Here is an 18686-nt window from a genome sequence, read left to right as displayed (position 1 = left end):
CGCCGTCTTATTCAGTGCGGATCGGCGTGTCCTTCAGGCCGTTGTTGTCATAGGCCTTGCGCAAGGTGCCGTTCGTCACCGCCTCGTTCATGAACTTGCTCACGAACGCCAAAGCCTGGCTGCGGCCGAGCGGGACAGCGACGGCCGTGACGGTCTTCTTGAACGTCTCTTCGAGCACGCGCGTGCCGGGGATCTTCTGCGCCATCTTGTTGAGCTGGTCGCGCGACAGCGCGAAGGCGTCGATCTCGCCGCTGCTGAGGAGGCCGAAGATCTCGTCGTAGGTCTGATAGCCCGTGACCTTCGCGTTCTTCAGATGCGCGACCGCGCCGCGCATCGTGGTCGTGGCGTTGACGGCCGCGACCTTGATGCCGGACTGGTCGAGCGTGGCAAAACTGGTGATGTTCGAACCGGCCTTCACGATGTAGGTGGCGTCCGCGACCTCGTAGATCGGGCCGAACATCATCCTGGTCTCGCGCTCGGGATCCTTGGGGAGCCAGGTGACATCCCAAGCACCTTTCTCAAGAGCGCCTTTCGATGCCGCATCGGTGATCTGGCCGGAATTCTGGTGCACGACATATTCTACGGGGACGCCGAGCTGGGCGGCCATCTCCCTGCCGAGATCGACGGGCACGCCGGCATAACCGGCTTCGGTCTTGGTAGACCAGAATGCACCGCCCGCCGGGCTGATTGCGATCGCAACCCGCAGCTTGCCGGTCGGTGCGATCTCGTCCTTCAGACCATCGGCTAGCGCGGGCATGGCAACGGCCGCGGCGAGAGCGAGGCCGGCAAGGACCGACTTAAGGACCGACTGGAGAGACGTGGGCATGTCATGATCTCCCGACCTTTTCTTCTTTTATTCTTCTCTTGTTCGTTCCGAACGCTTCGCGCGTCGTCGCTCGGCCTTTGAGATAATTGTGGTCGATCGTGCGCGCGATGAAAAGCGGTTTGTCATGACAAACCCCGTCAAAGGCCACACCGCCGCTTGCAGTTCAAGGCCGCTGACTGCCATGGCTATGGTGTTCCATGGCCGGGTGTTTGTTGGTAGCCTGCCGCACCGACAGATAGCAACCGGGGCCACCGAATGACGCGCGCGAATCTCGCATCACCAGCACAGCGCATCGGGGCCTGGAGGCATGTCGGGCCGACTGTGGCCGCCGTCGCGGCCGTTGCCATCCTCGCCGGCTGTGAGGACAAGAATACGTTCGTCGCCCCGCCGCCGCCCAAGGTGGACGTCGCCGCGCCGGTGCAGCGCCCGGTGACGCGGTATGTCGAGGCCACCGGCAACACCGCGCCGGTCAAGAATGTCGATCTCGTCGCGCGCGTGCAAGGATTCCTTCAATCGATCGATTACCAGGACGGCGCGTTCGTCAAGCAAGGCACCCAGCTGTTCACGATCGAGCCTGAGACCTACAAGCTCAAGCTCGATCAGGCGCAGGCGGCCGAGGCCGGCGCGCAGGCCTCGCTCCGGCAGGCGGAAGCCGACTTCAAGCGGCAGGCCGAACTGGTGCAGCGCCAGGCGGTCTCGCAGGCGACCCTGGACACTTCGACCTCGAACCGCGACAACGCACAGGCCAACCTCCAGCAGGCCCAGGCCAACACCCGCCTCGCCGAAGTCAACTACGGCTACACCAAGGTGAGCGCACCATTCGACGGCGTCGTCAGCGCGCATATGGTCTCGATCGGCGAACTCGTCGGGGTCTCCTCCCCGACTCAACTCGCCTCCATCGTCGCGATGGATCCGATCTATGTGAACTTCACAGTCAACGAGCAGGACGTGCTGCGCATCCGTGCCGAGGCCGCTCGCCGCGGGCTCACCGCCTCCGACATGAAGCAATTTCCGATTCAAGTCGGCCTGCAGACCGAGGCCGGCTATCCGCATGAGGGCAAGCTCGACTATGTCGCCCCGACCCTCACCCAGTCGACGGGCACGCTCGCGGTGCGCGGTCTCGTGCCCAACGACAAGCGAGTGCTGCTGCCCGGCTATTTCGTCCGCGTTCGCGTGCCCTTCACCCAAGAGAAGGACGCCCTGCTCGTGCCCGACACCGCGCTCGGCAGCGACCAGGGCGGCCGCTATCTCCTCGTCGTCAACGGCGACAACGTTGTCGAGCAGCGCAAGGTGCAGATCGGTCCCGTGGACAACGGCCTGCGCGTGATCGAAAGCGGCTTGAAGCCGGATGATCGCGTGGTGATCGCAGGGCTGCTGCGGGTGATTCCGGGCCAGAAGATCGACCCGCAGGTGACGAAGATCGAGCAGCCGCAGGCGTCTGCCAAGTAAGTAGGAGCGCCTGCCATGATCTCAAAGTTCTTCATCGAGCGGCCGGTCCTCTCGAACGTCATCGCGCTGCTGATGATCCTGATCGGCGGCGTCGCGCTGTTCAACCTCGCGATCGCGCAATATCCCGACGTGGTGCCGCCGACGGTGCAGGTCACGACCCGCTATCCCGGCGCGAGCGCCAAGACTGTGATCGACACGGTTGCCTTGCCGATCGAACAACAGGTCAACGGCGTCGAGGACATGCTCTACATGCAGTCCTACAGCGGCTCCGACGGCACCTATACGCTGACCGTGACCTTCAAGATCGGCACCGACCTCAACTTCGCGCAGGTGCTGGTGCAGAACCGCGTCTCCAGCGCGCTGTCGCAACTGCCCCAGTCGGTGCAGAACCAGGGCGTCACCGTGCAGAAGCGGTCGACGTCCATCCTGCTGTTCGTGACGCTGACCTCGCCCGACAAGACGTTCGACAGCCTTTATTTGAGCAACTACGCCACCATCAACCTCCGCGACGAACTCTCGCGCCTGCCCGGCGTCGGCAACGTCACCGTGTTCGGTGCCGGTCAGTATTCGATGCGGGTGTGGCTCGATCCGAACAAGCTGCAGGTCCGTGGTCTGGTCCCGCAGGACGTCATCCAGGCGATCCAGCAGCAGAGCCAGCAGGTCTCCGCGGGCCAAGTCGGCGCACCGCCGACACCACCGGGACAGGCGTTCCAGTATACACTCAACGTCAACGGCAGGCTCGACGACACCACCGAGTTCGAGAACATCATCGTCAAATCGGGCACCAGCGGCGACGTCACGCGGGTGCGCGACGTCGGTCGGGTCGAATTGGGCGCGCAGACCTACAGCCAGATCTTCTCCCTGAACAAGCAGCCGGCCACCGGCATCGGCGTGTTCCAGTCGCCAGGCGCCAATGCACTCCAGGTCGAGCAGGCCGTCGAGAAGAAGATGGCGGAGCTTGCAAAGGCCTTCCCGCAAGGGATGAAATACGACACGCCGTTCGACACCACCAAATTCGTGCAGGCCTCGGTGCACGAGGTCTACATGACGCTGATCGAGGCCGGCCTGCTGGTGCTGGTCGTCATCCTGGTTTTCCTGCAGGACTGGCGCGCGATGCTGGTGCCGGCGACCACGGTGCCGGTGACCATCATCGGCGCCTTCGCCGCCATGGCGGCGCTCGGCTTCACCATCAACATGTCGACTTTGTTCGCGATCGTGCTGGCGATCGGCATCGTCGTCGACGACGCCATCGTCGTGGTCGAAGGCGCGGCTCACAACATCGAGCAGGGCATGAACGGCCACGACGCCGCGATCAAGGCGATGGACCAGCTGTTCGCGCCGATCGTCGGCATCACGCTCGTGCTGATCTCGGTGTTCCTGCCGGCCTCGTTCCTCGCCGGGCTCACCGGCCGCATCTATTCGCAATTCGCACTGGTGATCGCCGCGACCGCGCTTCTGTCCGCCATCAACGCGGCGACGCTGAAGCCGACGCAATGCGCACTGTGGCTGCGGCCGACGGTGCCGCCGGAGCAGCGCAACTTCTTCTATCGCGGCTTCAACGCGGTCTACAACCGCGTCGAGCGCGGCTACACGAGCCTGATCGGCTTCCTGTGCAGGCATGCCACGATCTCGGTCGCGTTCGCGCTGGTGCTGATCGGGATCGGCGGCTATGGCCTGTCCCGGGTGCCGACCGGATTCCTGCCGATCGAGGACCAGGGCTACCTGATCGCCGCCGTGCAACTGCCCGACGGTGCCGCGCTGGAGCGGACTCAGAAGGTGCTCGACAGAACGAGCGAGCTGATCAAGGACACGCCGGGAGTCCAGCAGGTCATCACCATCGCCGGCATCTCCGCGCTCGACAACAGCGCCAGCCTTGCCAATGCCGGCGTCGCCTACATCATCCTGAAGGACTGGGACGCGCGCAAAGGACCGGGCGAAGATCTGCGCTCGCTGGTCTACGGGCTGAACGACAAGCTCGCGGTCATCATGGAGGCGCGCACGCTGGTGCTGCCGCCGCCGCCGATCCAGGGCATCGGCAACGCCGCCGGTTTCTCGATGCAGGTCGAGCTGCGCGACGGCAACAGCGATTTCGCCAAGCTCCAGGCCATCACGGGCGCGATGGTCAGCAATGGCCAGAGCCAGAGCGCGCTCCAGCGCGTGCAATCCTCGTTCCGCTCGTCGGTGCCGCAGTTCAACGTCGAGATCGACCGCATCAAGACCCAGACCCTGCACGTCACGACCGACCAGGTGTTCGCCGCGCTGTCGACCTACCTCGGCTCGTCCTATGTCAACCAGTTCAACAAGTTCGGCCGCGTGTTCCAGGTCTACACCCAAGCCGATCCCGCCTTCCGCGTCACCGAGCGCGACATCGCCAACATGATGGTGCGCAACTCGAACGGCGACATGATCCCGATCGGCACCGTCGCCACGATCACGCCGGCCACCGGCCCCTCGCTGATCAGCCTTTACAATCTCTATCCGTCGTCGACCGTGATCGGCCTGCCCGCGCAAGGCTACTCCTCGGGCCAGTCGCTGAAGCTGATGGAGGAAATCGCGGACAAGACGCTGCCGCCGGGCACCGGCTTCGAATGGACCGCGATGTCCTATCAAGAGAAGGCCGTCTCCAACCAGATCTACTGGGTGTTCGGGCTCGCCATGCTGCTGGTCTATCTCGTGCTCGCCGGCCAGTACGAGAGCTGGTACGCACCGATCTCGGTGATCCTGGCGGTGCCGCTGTCGTTGCTCGGACCGATGCTGATCCTCAATGCCCTGAAGATCGACAACAATCTCTATTGCCAGATCGGCCTGATCCTCTTGATCGCGCTGTCGGCCAAGAACGCCATCCTGATCGTCGAGGTCGGGCTCGAGCTGCACGGCCGCGACGGCAAGCCGGTACTGGAATCCGCGATTGAAGCCGCGCGCGCCCGCTTCCGCCCGATCCTGATGACGTCGTTCGCCTTCATCCTCGGCGTGGTGCCGCTGGTGATCGCGACCGGCGCCGGCGCCAGCGCGCGGAAGTCGATCGGCATCACCGTGTTCTCGGGCATGCTGGCCTCGACCTGCCTCGCGGTGCTGTTCGTGCCGGCGTTCTTCGTGGTGGTGCAGCGCTTCGAGAACTGGCGTGCGTCGAAGAAAACCCCGAAGGCGGTGGCGGTGGCCGAGGTGAAGTCCTAGGCCTTCTCCGCAGGGACCTGCCGCGCCTCACCGCTCGAGACCAGCAGCACCGAGACCTTCGCCTGCCTGAGCACGGCGTCGGCGACGCCGCCGAAGGAGAGATGATCGGCCTGGATGCGATCGACGCCCATCACCACGAGATCGACGTCGGTGGTCTCGATCTCGCGCAGGATCGCCGCTTCAGGCGCCCGGTTCGCGCGCAAGGTCGTGGTGATGTCGACGTCGTAGCGGGCGGCGAGATCGCTGGCGTCCTTCAGGATGCCGGCCTCGTGGCTCAGACCACGAGAGGCGCCGCGTTGCGCGCCCTTGTCGCGCGTCGTCGCGACATAGATCACCCGGAGCGAGCCTGATCCCGCCTGCGCCAGCGCGACCGCGACCTCGGCGCCGCGCTTGGAGACGCCGCTGCCGGAGACCGGAACGAGGATGTTGAGCGCCTCGGGCGTCGGCTGCTTCAGGTGCTTGCCCTTGGCCGCCACGATCGCGAGCGGTCCTTCGAACTTCGCTGCAATGTCCTCGATCCTCCGATCGAAGCGATCCTTGGCGGCAGCAACCTTGTCGACGCCGATGACCAGGAGATCGAAGCCCTTGCGCGCTTCGTCGGCAATGGACTCGCCGAGCTCCGCACGCCTTGCCCGGGTGACGACATCGACGTTGCCGGCATCGCCATCGCCCTGCGCCGACACGATTTCAGCGGCCTTCTTCACCACTGCTTCGGGGCTTTCCGCCTCGCCGCTCTCCTTCTCCTGCTCCTTGGCGCGCTTGCCGATGTGCAGCACGGTGATGGGCAGGCCGCGCATGCCGGCGATCAGGCCGGCGATGTGGGCGGCGAAGGTGGCGTTGACGCTCTCGTCCACCGCGAGCAAGGGACGTTCGAGATTGGCGACGAAGCCGCGCCTCTCGAACTCTTCGCGTTCCAGGCGCTCTTGCTCCTCCTTGTTCATCGGCAGCTTCGCCAACGCGGCGCGCAGCATCGGTGGCATTGCCATCGTGGTCACGATCGCCATGGTGACGATCATCGTGAAAAGGTTCTGGCTGAGCACGCCGATCGAAAGACCGATGGTGGCGATGATCACTTCGGTCGAGCCGCGCGCGTTCATCCCGCTTGCGAGCGCCAGCGACTCCCGTGTGTTCAACCCGCCCACGGTTCCGCCGACGAAGGCGCCGCCGAACTTGCCGACGCTGGCGATCACGACCAGCAGTCCGGTGAGCATCAGCAGATCGGGATCGCGCAGCACTGTGAGGTCGGCGCTCAAGCCGGCCAGACCGAAGAACACCGGCATGAAGAAGCTCGAGATCAACCCGCGCAGGCGCTCGTCGATCTGCCGCGTCAGGATCGGGGACTCCCCGACCAGAATGCCGGCGACGAAGGCACCGAGCACGGTGTGGACGCCGATCAGATGGGTGATCAGCGCCATGGCGCACATCAGCAGCAGGATCACCGTGATGACCGGGGCGGTGCTGACGAGATTGTCGTTGGCCCATCGAATGAGCTGGAACACGAGGCGGCGACCGATGGTGAAGCTGATGGCGAGGAAGGCCAGCGTGCCCAGCACGGCTTTCGCCACCGAGGCGATATCCAGCGTGCCGTGCGAGGCCAGGCTGAAGATGACGGCGATGATGATCCAGCCGATGGTGTCGTCGATGACGGCGGTGGCGACGATGATCTGGCCGACGTTGCGGCGCATGAAATTCATCTCGCGCACCACCACCGCGACGATCTTCACCGAGGAGATCGACAGCGCCGTGCCCATGAACAGCGACGCAACCAGGCGGGCTTGCGGATTCGGCAACAGCGCGTCCGGCAGGAATTCACCGAGCGCGAAGCCGCAGGCGAAGGGCACGAGGATGCCCGCGATCGAGATCGCGATCGCGGCCTTGCCCACCTTCCTGACCAGCTTGAGGTCGGTCTCCATGCCGGTCAGCAGCAGCAGAAGCAGGATGCCGAACTGCGCGATGCCGTCGATCATCGCTTTCTGTTCGGGCGTTTTGGGGAAGATCGCGTGCTGTGCGTCAGGCCAGACCCAACCGAACAGCGACGGGCCCAGCAGGATGCCAGCGAGCAATTCGCCGATCACCGAGGGCTGGCCGAGGCGCTGCATGATCTCGCCGAGACCGCGGCCGACCGCGATCAACAGCACGATCTGGGCCACCAGCAGGAATTCGGAGGGACCGGCCGATTTGCCGCCCTCGGCACTGGCCGCAACAGTGGTGAGGACGAGAGCCGCGGCGACAAGGCCGACCGGTCGGAGCAGGCTCCACTGCATGCAGGAATTTTCCCCCTTCATCTGCCCCGGCGAGGTGCCGGGATGACGGGGATAGAACCCGCGGTGGGCGCAGCGGGTTCCTGTCGCTTGCAGGGGGTTAGGGGCAACACAAAAAAACGCTAAAACAACCCCATGCACAGTAGAGATGAGGTTGAAAAGGCTGGAGAAAATTTTGTGTGCGCCGAAATCATATTTCGTCTTTGCCGAAAACTGATTGCTCCGTCGGGCAAAACACTGGCATGATGGCATCATCGAATGGCAGGCGTGACATGCCCCGACCTCCCCGTCATTGCGAGCGAAGCGATTTGTCAGCCGAAGCTTTAGCGAAGGCAGAAGCAATCCAGAATCCCTCCCCGGAAAGATTCTAGATTGCTTGGTCGCTACGCTCCTCGCAATGACGGGATTGAAACGGGCGCGCGCCTCACGCCGATCCCTCACACCGCCTGCGGTGTCCTGATCTCGCGCGGGAGAATGATCGCCGCTGCGATCGCGAGCAGGCAGAGGGCGGCGAAGGCATGCAGCATGGTGACGAAGCCGCCCTGCTCGTAGAGCCAGGCGACCAGGCCGACCGAGGCGCCGGCGGCGGTGAAGCCGATGAAATAGCGCACGGCATAGGCGCGCGAGCGCCATTCCTCGCTGGTGTATTTGCCGACCATGGCGTCGTTGACCGTGACCTGCCCGAACGCGCCCATGACGATGCCGATCGAGACCAGGATCAGCGGCAAATTGGACAGGCTCGCGGCCAGATACAAAAACGGCGCCAGCATGAAGGACAGCGGCAGCGCCACCGTCTTCAGCGAATAGCGATCGAGCAGCCGGCCGATCGTGTATTGCGTCATCGCGCCGAACACATAGACGCAGGCCGCGATGACGCCAAGCAGCGCCGGGCTTTTGGTGAGATCGGCGAGCCGCTCGGCGAACAGCTTTGGCAGCGCGACGGTGACGGCATTGAAGGTCGTCGAGATCGCGATCACCACGATCAGCAGCGACAGGATCACGCGCCACATGTCCTGCTTGGCGACGCGCGCCTGCGCCGCCGCCTGTTTCGAACCCTTGCGGTCCTCGTGCACGACCATCATCGCAAACGCGATGCCGATCAGGATGGTGACGATGCCCGGGACGATGAAGGCGAAGCGCCAGCCGAGATATTGGCCGATCACGCCGGTGACCAGCGCCGACGATGCGACGCCGAGATTGCCCCAGACGCCGTTCATGCCCATCTCGCGGCCGAGCCTGTCAGCGTAGGAGACGATCATGGCGGTGCCGACGGGATGATAGATCGAGGCAAAAATGCCGATCGCGAACAGCGCCGCGCCAAGCTGTGCCGGGGTCTGCACGAAGCCGACCGAGATCATGGAGGCGCCGATGCCGACGAAGAAGATCAGCATCATGTGGCGGCGGCTCCAGCGGTCGCCGAGCCAGCCGGTGAGCAGCGAGCCCGCGCCGAAGGCGACGAAGCCCGGCGTCGCATAAGGCAAGAGCTCCGAATAGGCCATGCCGAGCGCCGGTCCCATGATGATCACCGCGGCGGCGAAAATCAGCATCGCGTAATGGTCGATGAAATGGCCCGCGTTGACGAAACTGATCACCCGGCTGGGGCTGTTCATGGGAATCCTCTCCTGCTCCGAAATGAGTTATATGTCTTGGGCATGACGGGATGCTGCCAATGACTGTCGTCGAGACGCCAATCCTCCGGGCAGTCCGGAGCAACCATCGCTCGCCCGCGGGCGTGCATCTGGTCGCGCGCGACTACCCCAAGGGCATGCGGATCGATCCGCATTTGCACCGCGAGGCGCAGCTGATCTATGCCGCCAGGGGCACCATGCAGGTGACGACTCCCGGGGGACGCTGGCTGGTGCCGCCGGACCGCGCGGTCTGGGTCCCCGCCGGGCTCCAGCACGCCATCGATTTGCTTGCCGATATCGAGATGCGCACGCTCTATTTCGACCTCGCCTGGCTGAAACGCGAGCAGCGCCATGAGGGACTGACCAGGGAATTCGTGGTGCGGGTGTCGCCGCTGCTGAACCAGGCGATCCTCGCGCTGTTCGAGGCGCAAAATACCGAGGAGCGGACCGATCTGCTGGTTCGGCTGGTGATGCTGGAACTGGTCCAGGCCGAGGATTCCGCGACCTTCGTGCCGCTGCCACACGAGCCGCGCTGCCGGCGCGCGGCCATGATCGTGCTCGACGATCCCACCGGCCTGCACGACATCGACGCGCTGGCGCGCGAGGTCGGAACCTCCGCGCGCACGCTGTCGCGGCTGTTTTCGACAGAGACGCAGCTGAGCTTCAAGAGCTGGTGCCAGCGCGCAAGAATTGCGGCGGCGATCCAGCGGCTGTCGACCGATGCGAATGTGTCGGTGAAGCAGCTCGCGACCCAGCTCGGCTATGCCAGCGTGCCTGCGTTTTCCGCAGCGTTCCGTCAGGTGACGGGGCGGACCCCGACGGAGTTTGCTACACACTCGGTGTCATCGCCCGGCTTGACCGGGCGATCCAGTACTCGGGGACGGCGCGGCTAGAACCGAAAAGCTGCGGCGTACTGGATGCCCCGGTCAAGCCGGGGCATGACAACTTTCTTTGGGTTTTCGAAACGCACGCCCCCGCTAAACTTGCCAAATTCCCCCGCTTGATTGTGATCGGCTTCCGCCCAAATCCCGTGTAAGATTCCCGCACCGCACAAACCCGACACGAAAGCCCCGATGGCCAACGCCTTCTTCTCCGACTTGCTCACCACCATCTCCGAGCGCGGCCGCACGCTGCTTCGCCGCGGGGATTCTGCCGACACCAAGCCAGACGCCGACGGGCTCATCGAGCTCTGTGGCGCGCTGCTGTCGGGCCGGGGCGAAGCGTCGGGCACGGCGATGGCGCGTGAGGTGCTCGACATCTACCAGGAGCTGGATGCGGCGGGACGTCGCGCTTTCTTCGAAGCCCTGGTGCGCGATTTCGGCCCGGATCGGGAACGCCTGTCCAAGGCGATCGAGACATGGCGTGCCAAGCCGGCCGACGAGGATGCCAGCGCGCTTCATTTCGCCTCCGAGCCGCGCCGGCAGGAGCTGATCCGCCGCCTCAACCGCGCGCCTGGCGGCACTGGGGATCTCGTCAAGATGCGCGCCGACCTGCTCGACATGAGGAACGGGCACACCGATCTCGCCGCACTCGATCGCGACGTTTCGCATCTTCTCTCGTCATGGTTCAACAGGGGGTTTCTCGTGCTGCGCAGGATCGACTGGTCGACCCCGGCCAACATCCTCGAAAAGATCATCCGTTATGAGGCCGTGCACGAGATCAGCGACTGGGACGATCTGCGCCGCCGCATTGATCCGGTCGACCGCCGCTGCTACGCCTTCTTCCATCCCGCAATGGTGGACGAGCCCCTGATCTTCGTCGAGGTCGCGCTGACGGAGACGATCCCCGGCGCGATCGCGCCGCTGCTCGCCGTCGATCGCCCCTCCGTCCCGATCGAGCGCGCCCGCACCGCCGTGTTCTACTCGATCTCCAACACCCAGCGCGGTCTCGGCGGCATCTCCTTCGGCAGCTTCCTGATCAAGCAGGTGGTGGAGGAGCTGCGCCGCGAATTGCCCAAGCTCGACAATTTCGTGACGCTGTCGCCGGTACCGGGCTTCATGCCATGGGTGAAGCAGGACAAGGATTTGCCGCTTTCGGATGAGGACCGCGAAGTGCTGAAGCGCCTCGACGATCCCAAATGGTTCGAGAACCCCGAGACGACCACGCTGCTGCGTGGAGTGATCGAACCGCTCGCGGCGCACTACTTCCTCAAGGCGCGCACGCCGAAAGGCAAGCTGATCGACTCCGTCGCCCGCTTCCATCTCGGCAACGGCGCCCGCCTCGAGCGCATCAACTGGTTAGGCGATCTCTCGCCCAAGGGCGTGCGCGAGTCCGCCGGCGTGATGGTCAACTACCTCTACCGCCTCGACGACATCGAGAAGAACCACGAAGCCTACGCCAATGACGGCGAGGTCGTGGCCTCGAGCGCGGTGAAGAAGCTCTTGAAGGGCGAAGGGCGACGGCTGCTGGATATGCGGCTGTCGTAAGGGACGTCCGGCTCGCGCCACATCGTCAATGCGAACGCAGCCGACGACGCACTCTCGCCGTCATTGCGAGGAGCTTTTGCGACGAAGCAATCCAGACCGCGCCGCGGAAAGATTCTGGATTGCTTCGCTGCGCTCGCAATGACGGAGTGTGTGGTGACACCTGAGGCATCAAGACCACCGTCCCCGGTCTAGGCGCTGACAGGAGAGACATCACCCTCGCCACCGTCGTTGCGAGGAGCTCTCGCGACGAAGCCAATCCAGACTGCCTGCTTGGAGACACTCTGGATTGCTTCGCTACGCTCGCAACGACGGAGTGTGTGGTGACACCTGGTGCAATCAGATCAGCGTCTCGTACAAATCCATCCAATCCGGATTGACGCTCTCGATCAGCGCAAGCTTCTTTTCCCGGCTGCCGGCCTTGATCTGCTTCTCGCGTGTGATCGCGTCGGTCATCGTCGCATGCAGCTCGTACCAGACGAGAAGCTTGCAGCCATACTTTGACGAGAACCCCTTCACCAAGCCCTCGCGGTGCTCGAACGCGCGGCGCGGTGGATTGGACGTGACGCCTGTATAGATCGTCCCGTTGCGACGATTGGCGAACATGTACACGCAAGGCTGCTTCATGATCGTGCTCAGCTGAGGAGAGCTTTCATGATATTACAACCAAGAGATGATTGCGAGACTTTCGCCACATCGTCATTGCGAGGAGTTCGTGACAAAATTGCAAAGCAATTTTGCGCTGATGCGACGAAGCAATCCAGACTGCGCCCGCGGAAAGACTCTGGAATGCTTCACTGCGCTCGCAATGACGGAGTGTGCGGCCCCTCGCGTCGGGCTACTCCGCCAGCGCCTTCATTTCCTTGTAGAGATCCGATTTCCCCTCGAAGCCGATGCCCGGCAGGTCGGGCATGGTGATGTGGCCGTTCTCGACCCGGACGCCGTCGGGGAAGCCGCCATAGGGCTGGAACAGATCGGGGTAGCTCTCGTTGCCGCCGAGGCCAAGGCCGGCTGCGATGTTGAGCGACATCTGGTGGCCGCCGTGGGGGATGCAGCGGCTCGGCGACCAACCATACGTTTTCAGCACCTCCAGCGTGCGCTGGTATTCGCACAGGCCGTAGGACAACGCGCAGTCGAATTGCAGCCAGTCGCGGTCGGGGCGCATGCCGCCGTAGCGGATCAGATTGCGGGCGTCCTGGTGGCTGAACAGGTTTTCGCCCGTTGCCATCGGTCCCGGATAGAATTCGGCGAGCGCTGCCTGCAGCGCGTAGTCGAGGGGGTCGCCGACCTCCTCGTACCAGAACAAGGGATAGTCCCGCAGCATCTTGGCATAGGCGATGCCGGTCTCGAGATCGAAGCGGCCGTTGGCGTCCACGGCGAGTTGCGCGTCCTTGCCGATCTCCTTCAGCACCGCTTCGATGCGGGCGCGATCGTCCTCGATATCGGCGCCGCCGATCTTCATCTTCACGACGTTGTAGCCGCGATCGAGATAGCCGCGCATCTCGCCGCGCAGCATTGAAAGGTCCTTGCCCGGATAGTAATAGCCGCCGGCGGCGTAGACGAACACGCGTGGATTGGCTTTGACGCCATGACGCTCGGCGAGCAGGCGGAACAGCGGTTGGCCCGCGATCTTCGCCACCGCATCCCACACCGCCATGTCGATGGTGCCGACCGCGACGGAGCGCTCGCCATGGCCGCCCGGCTTCTCGTTGGTCATCATCGCGCCCCAGACCTTATCGGGATCGAGATTGTCGCCGGCCGCGTTCAGCAGCGATTTCGGGTCGGCCTCCAGGATGCGCGCGGCAAAACGCTCGCGGATCAGGCCGCCCTGCCCGTAGCGGCCGTTGGAGTTGAAGCCGTAGCCGACGACGCGCTTGCCATCGCGAACGACATCGGTGACGACCGCAACCAGGCTCGTCGTCATCTTGGTGAAATCGATATAGGCGTTGCGGATCGGCGAAGAGATCGGTTTCGTGATCTCGCGGACGTCGACGATGCGGACGGACATGGGGTTGGCCTTTCACTTTCGTCATTGCGAGGAGCTCTTGCGACGAAGCAATCCAGACTGCCTTCGCGGAAAGATCCTGGATTGCTTCGCTACGCTCGCAATGACAAGGAGAGAGCGCGCTCGATGACGGGTGGAGAGCGCGCGCTCCTACTTCTTATCCCTGAAATACGGCTCGACCGGGCCGTGCACCTTGATGGTCAGCGGGTTGCCGTGGCGGTCCTTGGCGTTGCCTGCGGTGACGCGAACCCAGCCTTCGCTGATGCAATATTCTTCGACATTGGTCTTCTCGACACCCTTGAAGCGGATGCCGACGTCGCGCGCCAGGATGTCCGCATTGTAAAAGGGGCTGTTCGGATCGACCGAGAGGCGGTCCGGAAATTCGTCGCTCATGATTGTCTCGCTCATAACAGGGTCTCGATTTGCTGCCGCAATCCTTCGGGCCGCGCGGTCGGCGCATAGCGCGAAACCACCTTGCCGGCGCGATCCACCAGGAATTTGGTGAAATTCCATTTGATGGAGGCGCCCAGCAGGCCGGATTGCTGGCGTTTCAGGTACTCATACAACGGATGCGCATTGCTGCCGTTGACGTCGATCTTCTCGAACAGGGGGAAGGTGACGTCGTAATTGGTCGAGCAGAACGCCTGGATCTCGCTCGCCGGTCCAGGCTCCTGCGCACCAAACTGGTTACAGGGAAAGCCGAGCACCGAGAAGCCGCGCGGATTGAGATCGCGATGCAGATCCTCCAGCCCGCGATATTGCGGCGTGAAGCCGCATTTGCTCGCGGTGTTGACGATCAGCAGCACCTGCCCCTCGAAGCTGCGCATGGGCACTTCTTCGCCGAGAAGCGAGTTGGCCTTGAAGTCGTAGATCACCGACATCGCTAACCCACGGGATCGATCGGCGACGGCGGCACGCCGCCCGCCTCGATCGCCTCGCCGGCAAGGAGACAGAGATCCTCGCGATAGCGGCCGGACACGATGTGCACGCCAACGGGCGCCTTGCCGACGAGGCCGGTGGAGACCACGAGGCCCGGCAGGCCCATGAAGGGAATGGCGATCTGCGGCAGCTGTGCTTCCCAGACGCGTTTGAAGGACTCGTCGTCCTTGCGGTCGAGATGATCGGGGAACGGCAATTCGCCGGAGACCGGCGTCAGCAGCACGGCATAGGTCTCGAAGAACAACATCCAGTCGCGGGTCAGCGTGGCGCGGCGGGTCAAAGCCTTGGCGTAATTGGCTTGGTCCATCGGCGTGACCCTGCCACGATTGCCGCGCAGGCACGCCAGCGCGCCCGGATCGCCCTCACGCTCGGCCATCTCCAGCTGCGCCTCATAGCCGTCGCCGAGCCAGAGCTTGATCTGCCACTCGACGGCCTCGCGCATCGGCGGGGTGTTCTCGATTGTCTCGACGGTCCAGCCGGCACGCTCGAGCCGCTTGCCGGCATCGATGACGGCGGCCTTCACCTCGGGCGCGGTGGCCAGGCCATCCGGGTTGAGACACAGCGCGGCGCGCTTCGGCCGCGCCGGGCCTTCCAGCGGCGCCGGCACGAACCAGGGATCGCGGACGTCGCGGGCCGACATCGCCGCGAGCGAAATCCTGATGTCGTTGACGGTGCGCGCCAGCGGCCCCGACACCGCCATGATCTGCGGCCCGATCGGACGCTCCGGCAGGGCCGGATTGAAAGCCGGGATGCGGCCGAGCGTCGGGCGCAGACCATGCACGCCGCAGGCATAGGCGGGATAGCGGATCGAGCCTGCAATGTCGGTGCCATGGGCGATATGGCCGATGCCGGCCGCGACCGCCGAGCCGGCGCCGCCGGACGAGCCGCCCGGCGTCAACGAGGCATCGCGGGGGTTTTTGGTGTCGCCGTGGACCAGGTTGGTGGTGAACCAGCGATAGGAGAAGGCCGGGCAGTTGGTGCGCCCAAGCAGAACGGCGCCGGCTTTGCGGAAATTGGCAACCACCGGATTGTCCTCGCGCGCGATCAGGTCGCGCTGCAGTTTCAGGCCGTTGGTGGTGGCAAAGCCCGCCTGGTCGACATTGGCTTTGATGGTGACGGGCACGCCGGCCAGCACACCGGGGTCCTCACCCCTGGCGATGGCGGCATCGACGGCGTCGGCCTGCTTGAGCACGTCCTCCGGGCGGTGGTCGATCACGGCGTTGAGGCTGGGATTGACGGCGTCGAGCCGGGCCAAGCCGGCCTGCGCGGCCTCCTTGGCGGAGACCTTTTTGGTTTTGACGAGGTTGGCGAGGTCGGCCGCCGACAGGCGCCAGAGATCTTGCATGGCTTGCTCCGTTTAACCGGCGTCTTTTAGCCCCGGGAACGCGGCAAAGCCATGCGGATTTCGCAGGGGCGAAGGGCGGGGGATGCCGGGTGACGCCTCATTCTCCGTCATTGCAAGCGAAGCGAAGCAATCCAGACTGCCTCCGCGGAAGCAGTCTGGATTGCTTCGTCGCAAGGGCTCCTCGCAATAACGGGGAGAAAGCGTCGGAGGCTAATGCCGCGTCGCGGACTGGTCCGGGATGTCCAGGAGTGCCTCGGTGAAGGGGAATTCGAGCACGATCTCGCCTTCGCGGTCGGTGACCTCGATGACAGCCTCGAGCAGGGCCGGCTGGGTGCCTTCCGATCTCAGCACCTCCAGAATCATCTGGCGGGCGACCTCCCAGGCACGATCGGGATTGCGCAAATCCTCTCCCTCGGGATCCACGATCAGTTCGTCGCCGATACGGGTGTTGAAGAAATATCTGGGCATCACGAAGTTCCAGTTGGGTCGCCTGTACCGGATTGAAAGCTGCACTGCACTCACAACTGCTTTATCAGGACAGGGTTCGCGACCGAATGCGCCAAGCGCAGGGCCGCATCACCAGAAAGTACTGTTCCCCGCGCTTTTCTCGCGGCGCAATATGCCCTTGTTCGGGAAAATTTCACTGGCGAACTTTTGTGCTCGCAGTAACTTAGCCCCGGGCGGATACGTCCGAAATCTCGAAAATGGAGAGCCGAAATGGCCTGGAAAGCCCCCAAGATCGTCGAAGTGCCCTGTGGCATGGAAATCAACATGTATGTGAGCGCCACCCGCAAGTAAGCGGTTGGTGAATTCGCGTTCTGCGCAGGTGGATCTTTCGGTCACGATGCATGTCCGGAAGACAGGATTTGTGTTGCGTGAGGTCCACCTCGCGACATTGCTTCCAGGAGACGGATCATGCTTCGCGTCGTCGTCCTGGGCGCCGCAGCCGGCGGCGGAGTGCCGCAATGGAATTGCGGCTGCGAGGGCTGCCGGACAGCCCGTGAAAACGGCCAAGAGCTGCAACGGACCCAAGCCTCGGTCGCCTTCAGTGGCGACGGCGAGCATTGGTTCTTGATCAACGCCTCCCCCGACCTCCGCCAGCAACTGAATGCCACGCCACAGCTGCATCCGAAGGCAGGCGCGCTGCGCCATACGCCGATCGCAGGCGTGATCCTGACCAACAGTGAAGTGGACGCGGTGGCAGGCCTGCTGTCGATACGCGAGGGCTCGCCCTTCACGGTCTATGCGCATGAGAAGGTGCTGGCGATCCTGAAGGCCAACAGCATCTTCAACGTGCTGAACGAGAAGAACGTGCAGCGCCAGCCAGTCGACATCAACGAGCCGTTCGAGCCGCGGCTGCCGGACGGGGCGCGCTCAGGCATCGAGGTGCTGCCCTTCGCGGTCTTGGGTAAATCGGCCTGGTACCTGGAAGGCAAGGCGCATCCGGGCGGCGATGCCGGCGAGGGCGATACCCTGGGGCTGAAGATCACCGATAAATCGACCGGCAAATGCTTCTACTTCATCGCCGCCTGCGCCGAGGTCACCGACGCGCTCAAGGCCGAGATCGACGGCGCTGCGCTGGTGTTCTTCGACGGCACGCTGTGGCAGGACGACGAGATGATCAAGGCCGGGCTTAGCCACAAGACCGGCAAGAGCATGGGCCACGTCGCGATGTCCGGCGACCACGGCGCCATCGCGCGGCTCGCCGACCTCACTCTCGACAGGAAGATATTTCTGCATATCAATAACTCGAACCCGGCGCTGCTGCCCGCTTCCCCCGAGCGCAAGGCCGCTGAAGCGGCGGGCTGGCAGATACCCGCTGACGGAACGGAGATCGTGCTGTGAATGCCGCGTCACTGAGTGGAATGACCGCGCTCTCGGTCGGCAAGGACATCAGGCTCACGAGCGCCGAGGAGCTGGAGGCGGCGCTGCGCCATATCGGGGCGACGCGCTATCACAGCCTGCATCCGTTCCATAAGATGCTGCACGGCGGCAAGCTGAACAAGGGCCAGGTCCAGGCCTGGGCGCTGAACCGCTACTATTACCAGAGCACCATCCCGATCAAGGACGCGGTGGTGATCTCGCGCTTCCGCGACCGCGCCACGCGCGTGGAATGGCGCCACCGCATCGAGGATCATGACGGCGATATCGGCTCCGAAGGCGGTATCGAGCGCTGGCTGAAGCTGACCGACGGCCTCGGGCTGGACACGGCTTACGTGGAATCGACTGAAGGCATCCTGCCTGCGACGCGTTTTGCGGTGGAAGCCTATGTGCACTATTGCCGCGAGAAGTCGCCGCTGGAGGCGATCGCCTCCTCGCTCACCGAATTGTTCGCGCCGAACCTGCACGAAGAGCGCATCTCCGGCATGCTGGAGCACTACGACTTCGTCAATCCTGACATCATGAGCTACTTCAAGCGCCGGCTGGCGCAGGCGCCGCGCGACGCCGGGTTTGCGCTCGACTATGTCAAGGCGCATGCCACTACGCCGGAGCAACGCGCGTCGGTCTGCAACGCGCTGATCTTCAAGACCAACGTGCTCTGGGTGCAGCTCGACGCGCTCCAGCACGCCTATGTCGAGGGCAACATTCCGCCGGGCGCGTTCGTGCCCCAAGAACACCAAAAAGCGAGTTGAGGA

16 protein-coding genes are annotated in these 18686 nt (G+C 64.0%); 7 read left to right on the top strand and 9 right to left on the bottom strand.

Features of this window, described 5'->3' with window-relative positions:
- Positions 1 to 7 precede the first annotated feature (7 nt).
- Complete coding sequence (locus IVB48_RS18635; protein ID WP_247401523.1) at positions 8 to 826, bottom strand: ABC transporter substrate-binding protein; 819 nt, start codon at positions 824 to 826, stop codon at positions 8 to 10.
- Positions 827 to 1081: 255 nt separating this feature from the next.
- Between IVB48_RS18635 and IVB48_RS18630 the strand changes: the two genes are divergently transcribed.
- Positions 1082 to 2275, top strand: coding sequence for an efflux RND transporter periplasmic adaptor subunit (locus IVB48_RS18630; protein WP_247401520.1), 1194 nt, complete (start codon positions 1082 to 1084; stop codon positions 2273 to 2275).
- 15 nt (positions 2276 to 2290) lie between these two features.
- Entirely contained in the window at positions 2291 to 5449 is a 3159-nt protein-coding gene (locus IVB48_RS18625; protein ID WP_247401517.1) for a multidrug efflux RND transporter permease subunit, read from the top strand.
- Here IVB48_RS18625 and IVB48_RS18620 read toward each other — a convergent pair.
- Positions 5446 to 7713: a cation:proton antiporter gene (locus IVB48_RS18620; protein ID WP_247401511.1), complete on the bottom strand. Its 2268-nt coding sequence runs from the start codon at positions 7711 to 7713 to the stop codon at positions 5446 to 5448. The genes IVB48_RS18625 and IVB48_RS18620 overlap by 4 nt on opposite strands.
- 434 nt (positions 7714 to 8147) lie before the next feature.
- On the bottom strand, positions 8148 to 9320 hold the full coding sequence (locus IVB48_RS18615; protein WP_247287876.1) for an MFS transporter: 1173 nt from the start codon (positions 9318 to 9320) through the stop codon (positions 8148 to 8150).
- 59 nt (positions 9321 to 9379) lie between these two features.
- On the opposite strand from IVB48_RS18615, the gene IVB48_RS18610 reads away from it, so the two are divergent.
- A complete protein-coding gene (locus IVB48_RS18610; protein WP_247287875.1) occupies positions 9380 to 10231 on the top strand; it encodes a helix-turn-helix transcriptional regulator in 852 nt (283 codons plus the stop codon).
- Positions 10232 to 10411: 180 nt separating this feature from the next.
- Complete coding sequence (locus tag IVB48_RS18605; RefSeq protein WP_027570588.1) at positions 10412 to 11764, top strand: malonyl-CoA decarboxylase; 1353 nt, start codon at positions 10412 to 10414, stop codon at positions 11762 to 11764.
- Between the two features lie 336 nt (positions 11765 to 12100).
- On the opposite strand, the gene IVB48_RS18600 is transcribed toward IVB48_RS18605, so the two are convergent.
- The 6 genes from IVB48_RS18600 to IVB48_RS18575 all read right to left on the bottom strand — a co-directional run bounded on the left by IVB48_RS18600 (position 12101) and on the right by IVB48_RS18575 (position 16518).
- The gene (locus tag IVB48_RS18600; RefSeq protein ID WP_027519749.1) at positions 12101 to 12388 is read right to left on the bottom strand and encodes a GIY-YIG nuclease family protein; all 288 of its coding nucleotides are present in this window, start codon (positions 12386 to 12388) and stop codon (positions 12101 to 12103) included.
- Positions 12389 to 12599: 211 nt separating this feature from the next.
- Complete coding sequence (tarD, locus tag IVB48_RS18595) at positions 12600 to 13769, bottom strand: mandelate racemase/muconate lactonizing enzyme family protein (protein ID WP_247287874.1); 1170 nt, start codon at positions 13767 to 13769, stop codon at positions 12600 to 12602.
- 147 nt (positions 13770 to 13916) lie between these two features.
- Positions 13917 to 14174: a DUF3297 family protein gene (locus IVB48_RS18590; RefSeq protein WP_007613756.1), complete on the bottom strand. Its 258-nt coding sequence runs from the start codon at positions 14172 to 14174 to the stop codon at positions 13917 to 13919.
- Positions 14171 to 14647, bottom strand: coding sequence for a glutathione peroxidase (locus IVB48_RS18585; RefSeq protein ID WP_027519751.1), 477 nt, complete (start codon positions 14645 to 14647; stop codon positions 14171 to 14173). Before IVB48_RS18585 ends, IVB48_RS18590 begins: the two co-directional genes overlap by 4 nt.
- Positions 14648 to 14649: 2 nt before the next feature.
- Positions 14650 to 16050 carry an amidase family protein gene (locus IVB48_RS18580; protein ID WP_247401509.1) on the bottom strand — a complete coding sequence of 467 codons (1401 nt, stop codon included), beginning with the start codon at positions 16048 to 16050 and terminating at the stop codon, positions 14650 to 14652.
- Between the two features lie 210 nt (positions 16051 to 16260).
- Positions 16261 to 16518 carry a hypothetical protein gene (locus IVB48_RS18575; RefSeq protein WP_007613759.1) on the bottom strand — a complete coding sequence of 86 codons (258 nt, stop codon included), beginning with the start codon at positions 16516 to 16518 and terminating at the stop codon, positions 16261 to 16263.
- A gap of 249 nt (positions 16519 to 16767) precedes the next feature.
- On the opposite strand from IVB48_RS18575, the gene pqqA reads away from it, so the two are divergent.
- The 3 genes from pqqA to pqqC all read left to right on the top strand — a co-directional run bounded on the left by pqqA (position 16768) and on the right by pqqC (position 18683).
- Complete coding sequence (pqqA, locus tag IVB48_RS18570; protein WP_007595659.1) at positions 16768 to 16848, top strand: pyrroloquinoline quinone precursor peptide PqqA; 81 nt, start codon at positions 16768 to 16770, stop codon at positions 16846 to 16848.
- A 117-nt stretch (positions 16849 to 16965) separates the two neighbouring features.
- Positions 16966 to 17895 (top strand): pyrroloquinoline quinone biosynthesis protein PqqB, encoded by a 930-nt coding sequence (gene pqqB, locus IVB48_RS18565; protein ID WP_247401508.1) that lies wholly within the window; start codon positions 16966 to 16968, stop codon positions 17893 to 17895.
- The gene (gene pqqC / locus IVB48_RS18560; RefSeq protein WP_247401503.1) at positions 17892 to 18683 is read left to right on the top strand and encodes a pyrroloquinoline-quinone synthase PqqC; all 792 of its coding nucleotides are present in this window, start codon (positions 17892 to 17894) and stop codon (positions 18681 to 18683) included. Before pqqB ends, pqqC begins: the two co-directional genes overlap by 4 nt.
- The last annotated feature ends 3 nt before the right edge of the window (positions 18684 to 18686 follow it).

The organism is Bradyrhizobium sp. 76 (assembly GCF_023073025.1).
Classification (GTDB): domain Bacteria; phylum Pseudomonadota; class Alphaproteobacteria; order Rhizobiales; family Xanthobacteraceae; genus Bradyrhizobium.
Note: the sequence above shows the minus strand (reverse complement) of the source record. Positions and strands in the feature narration are given on the sequence as shown.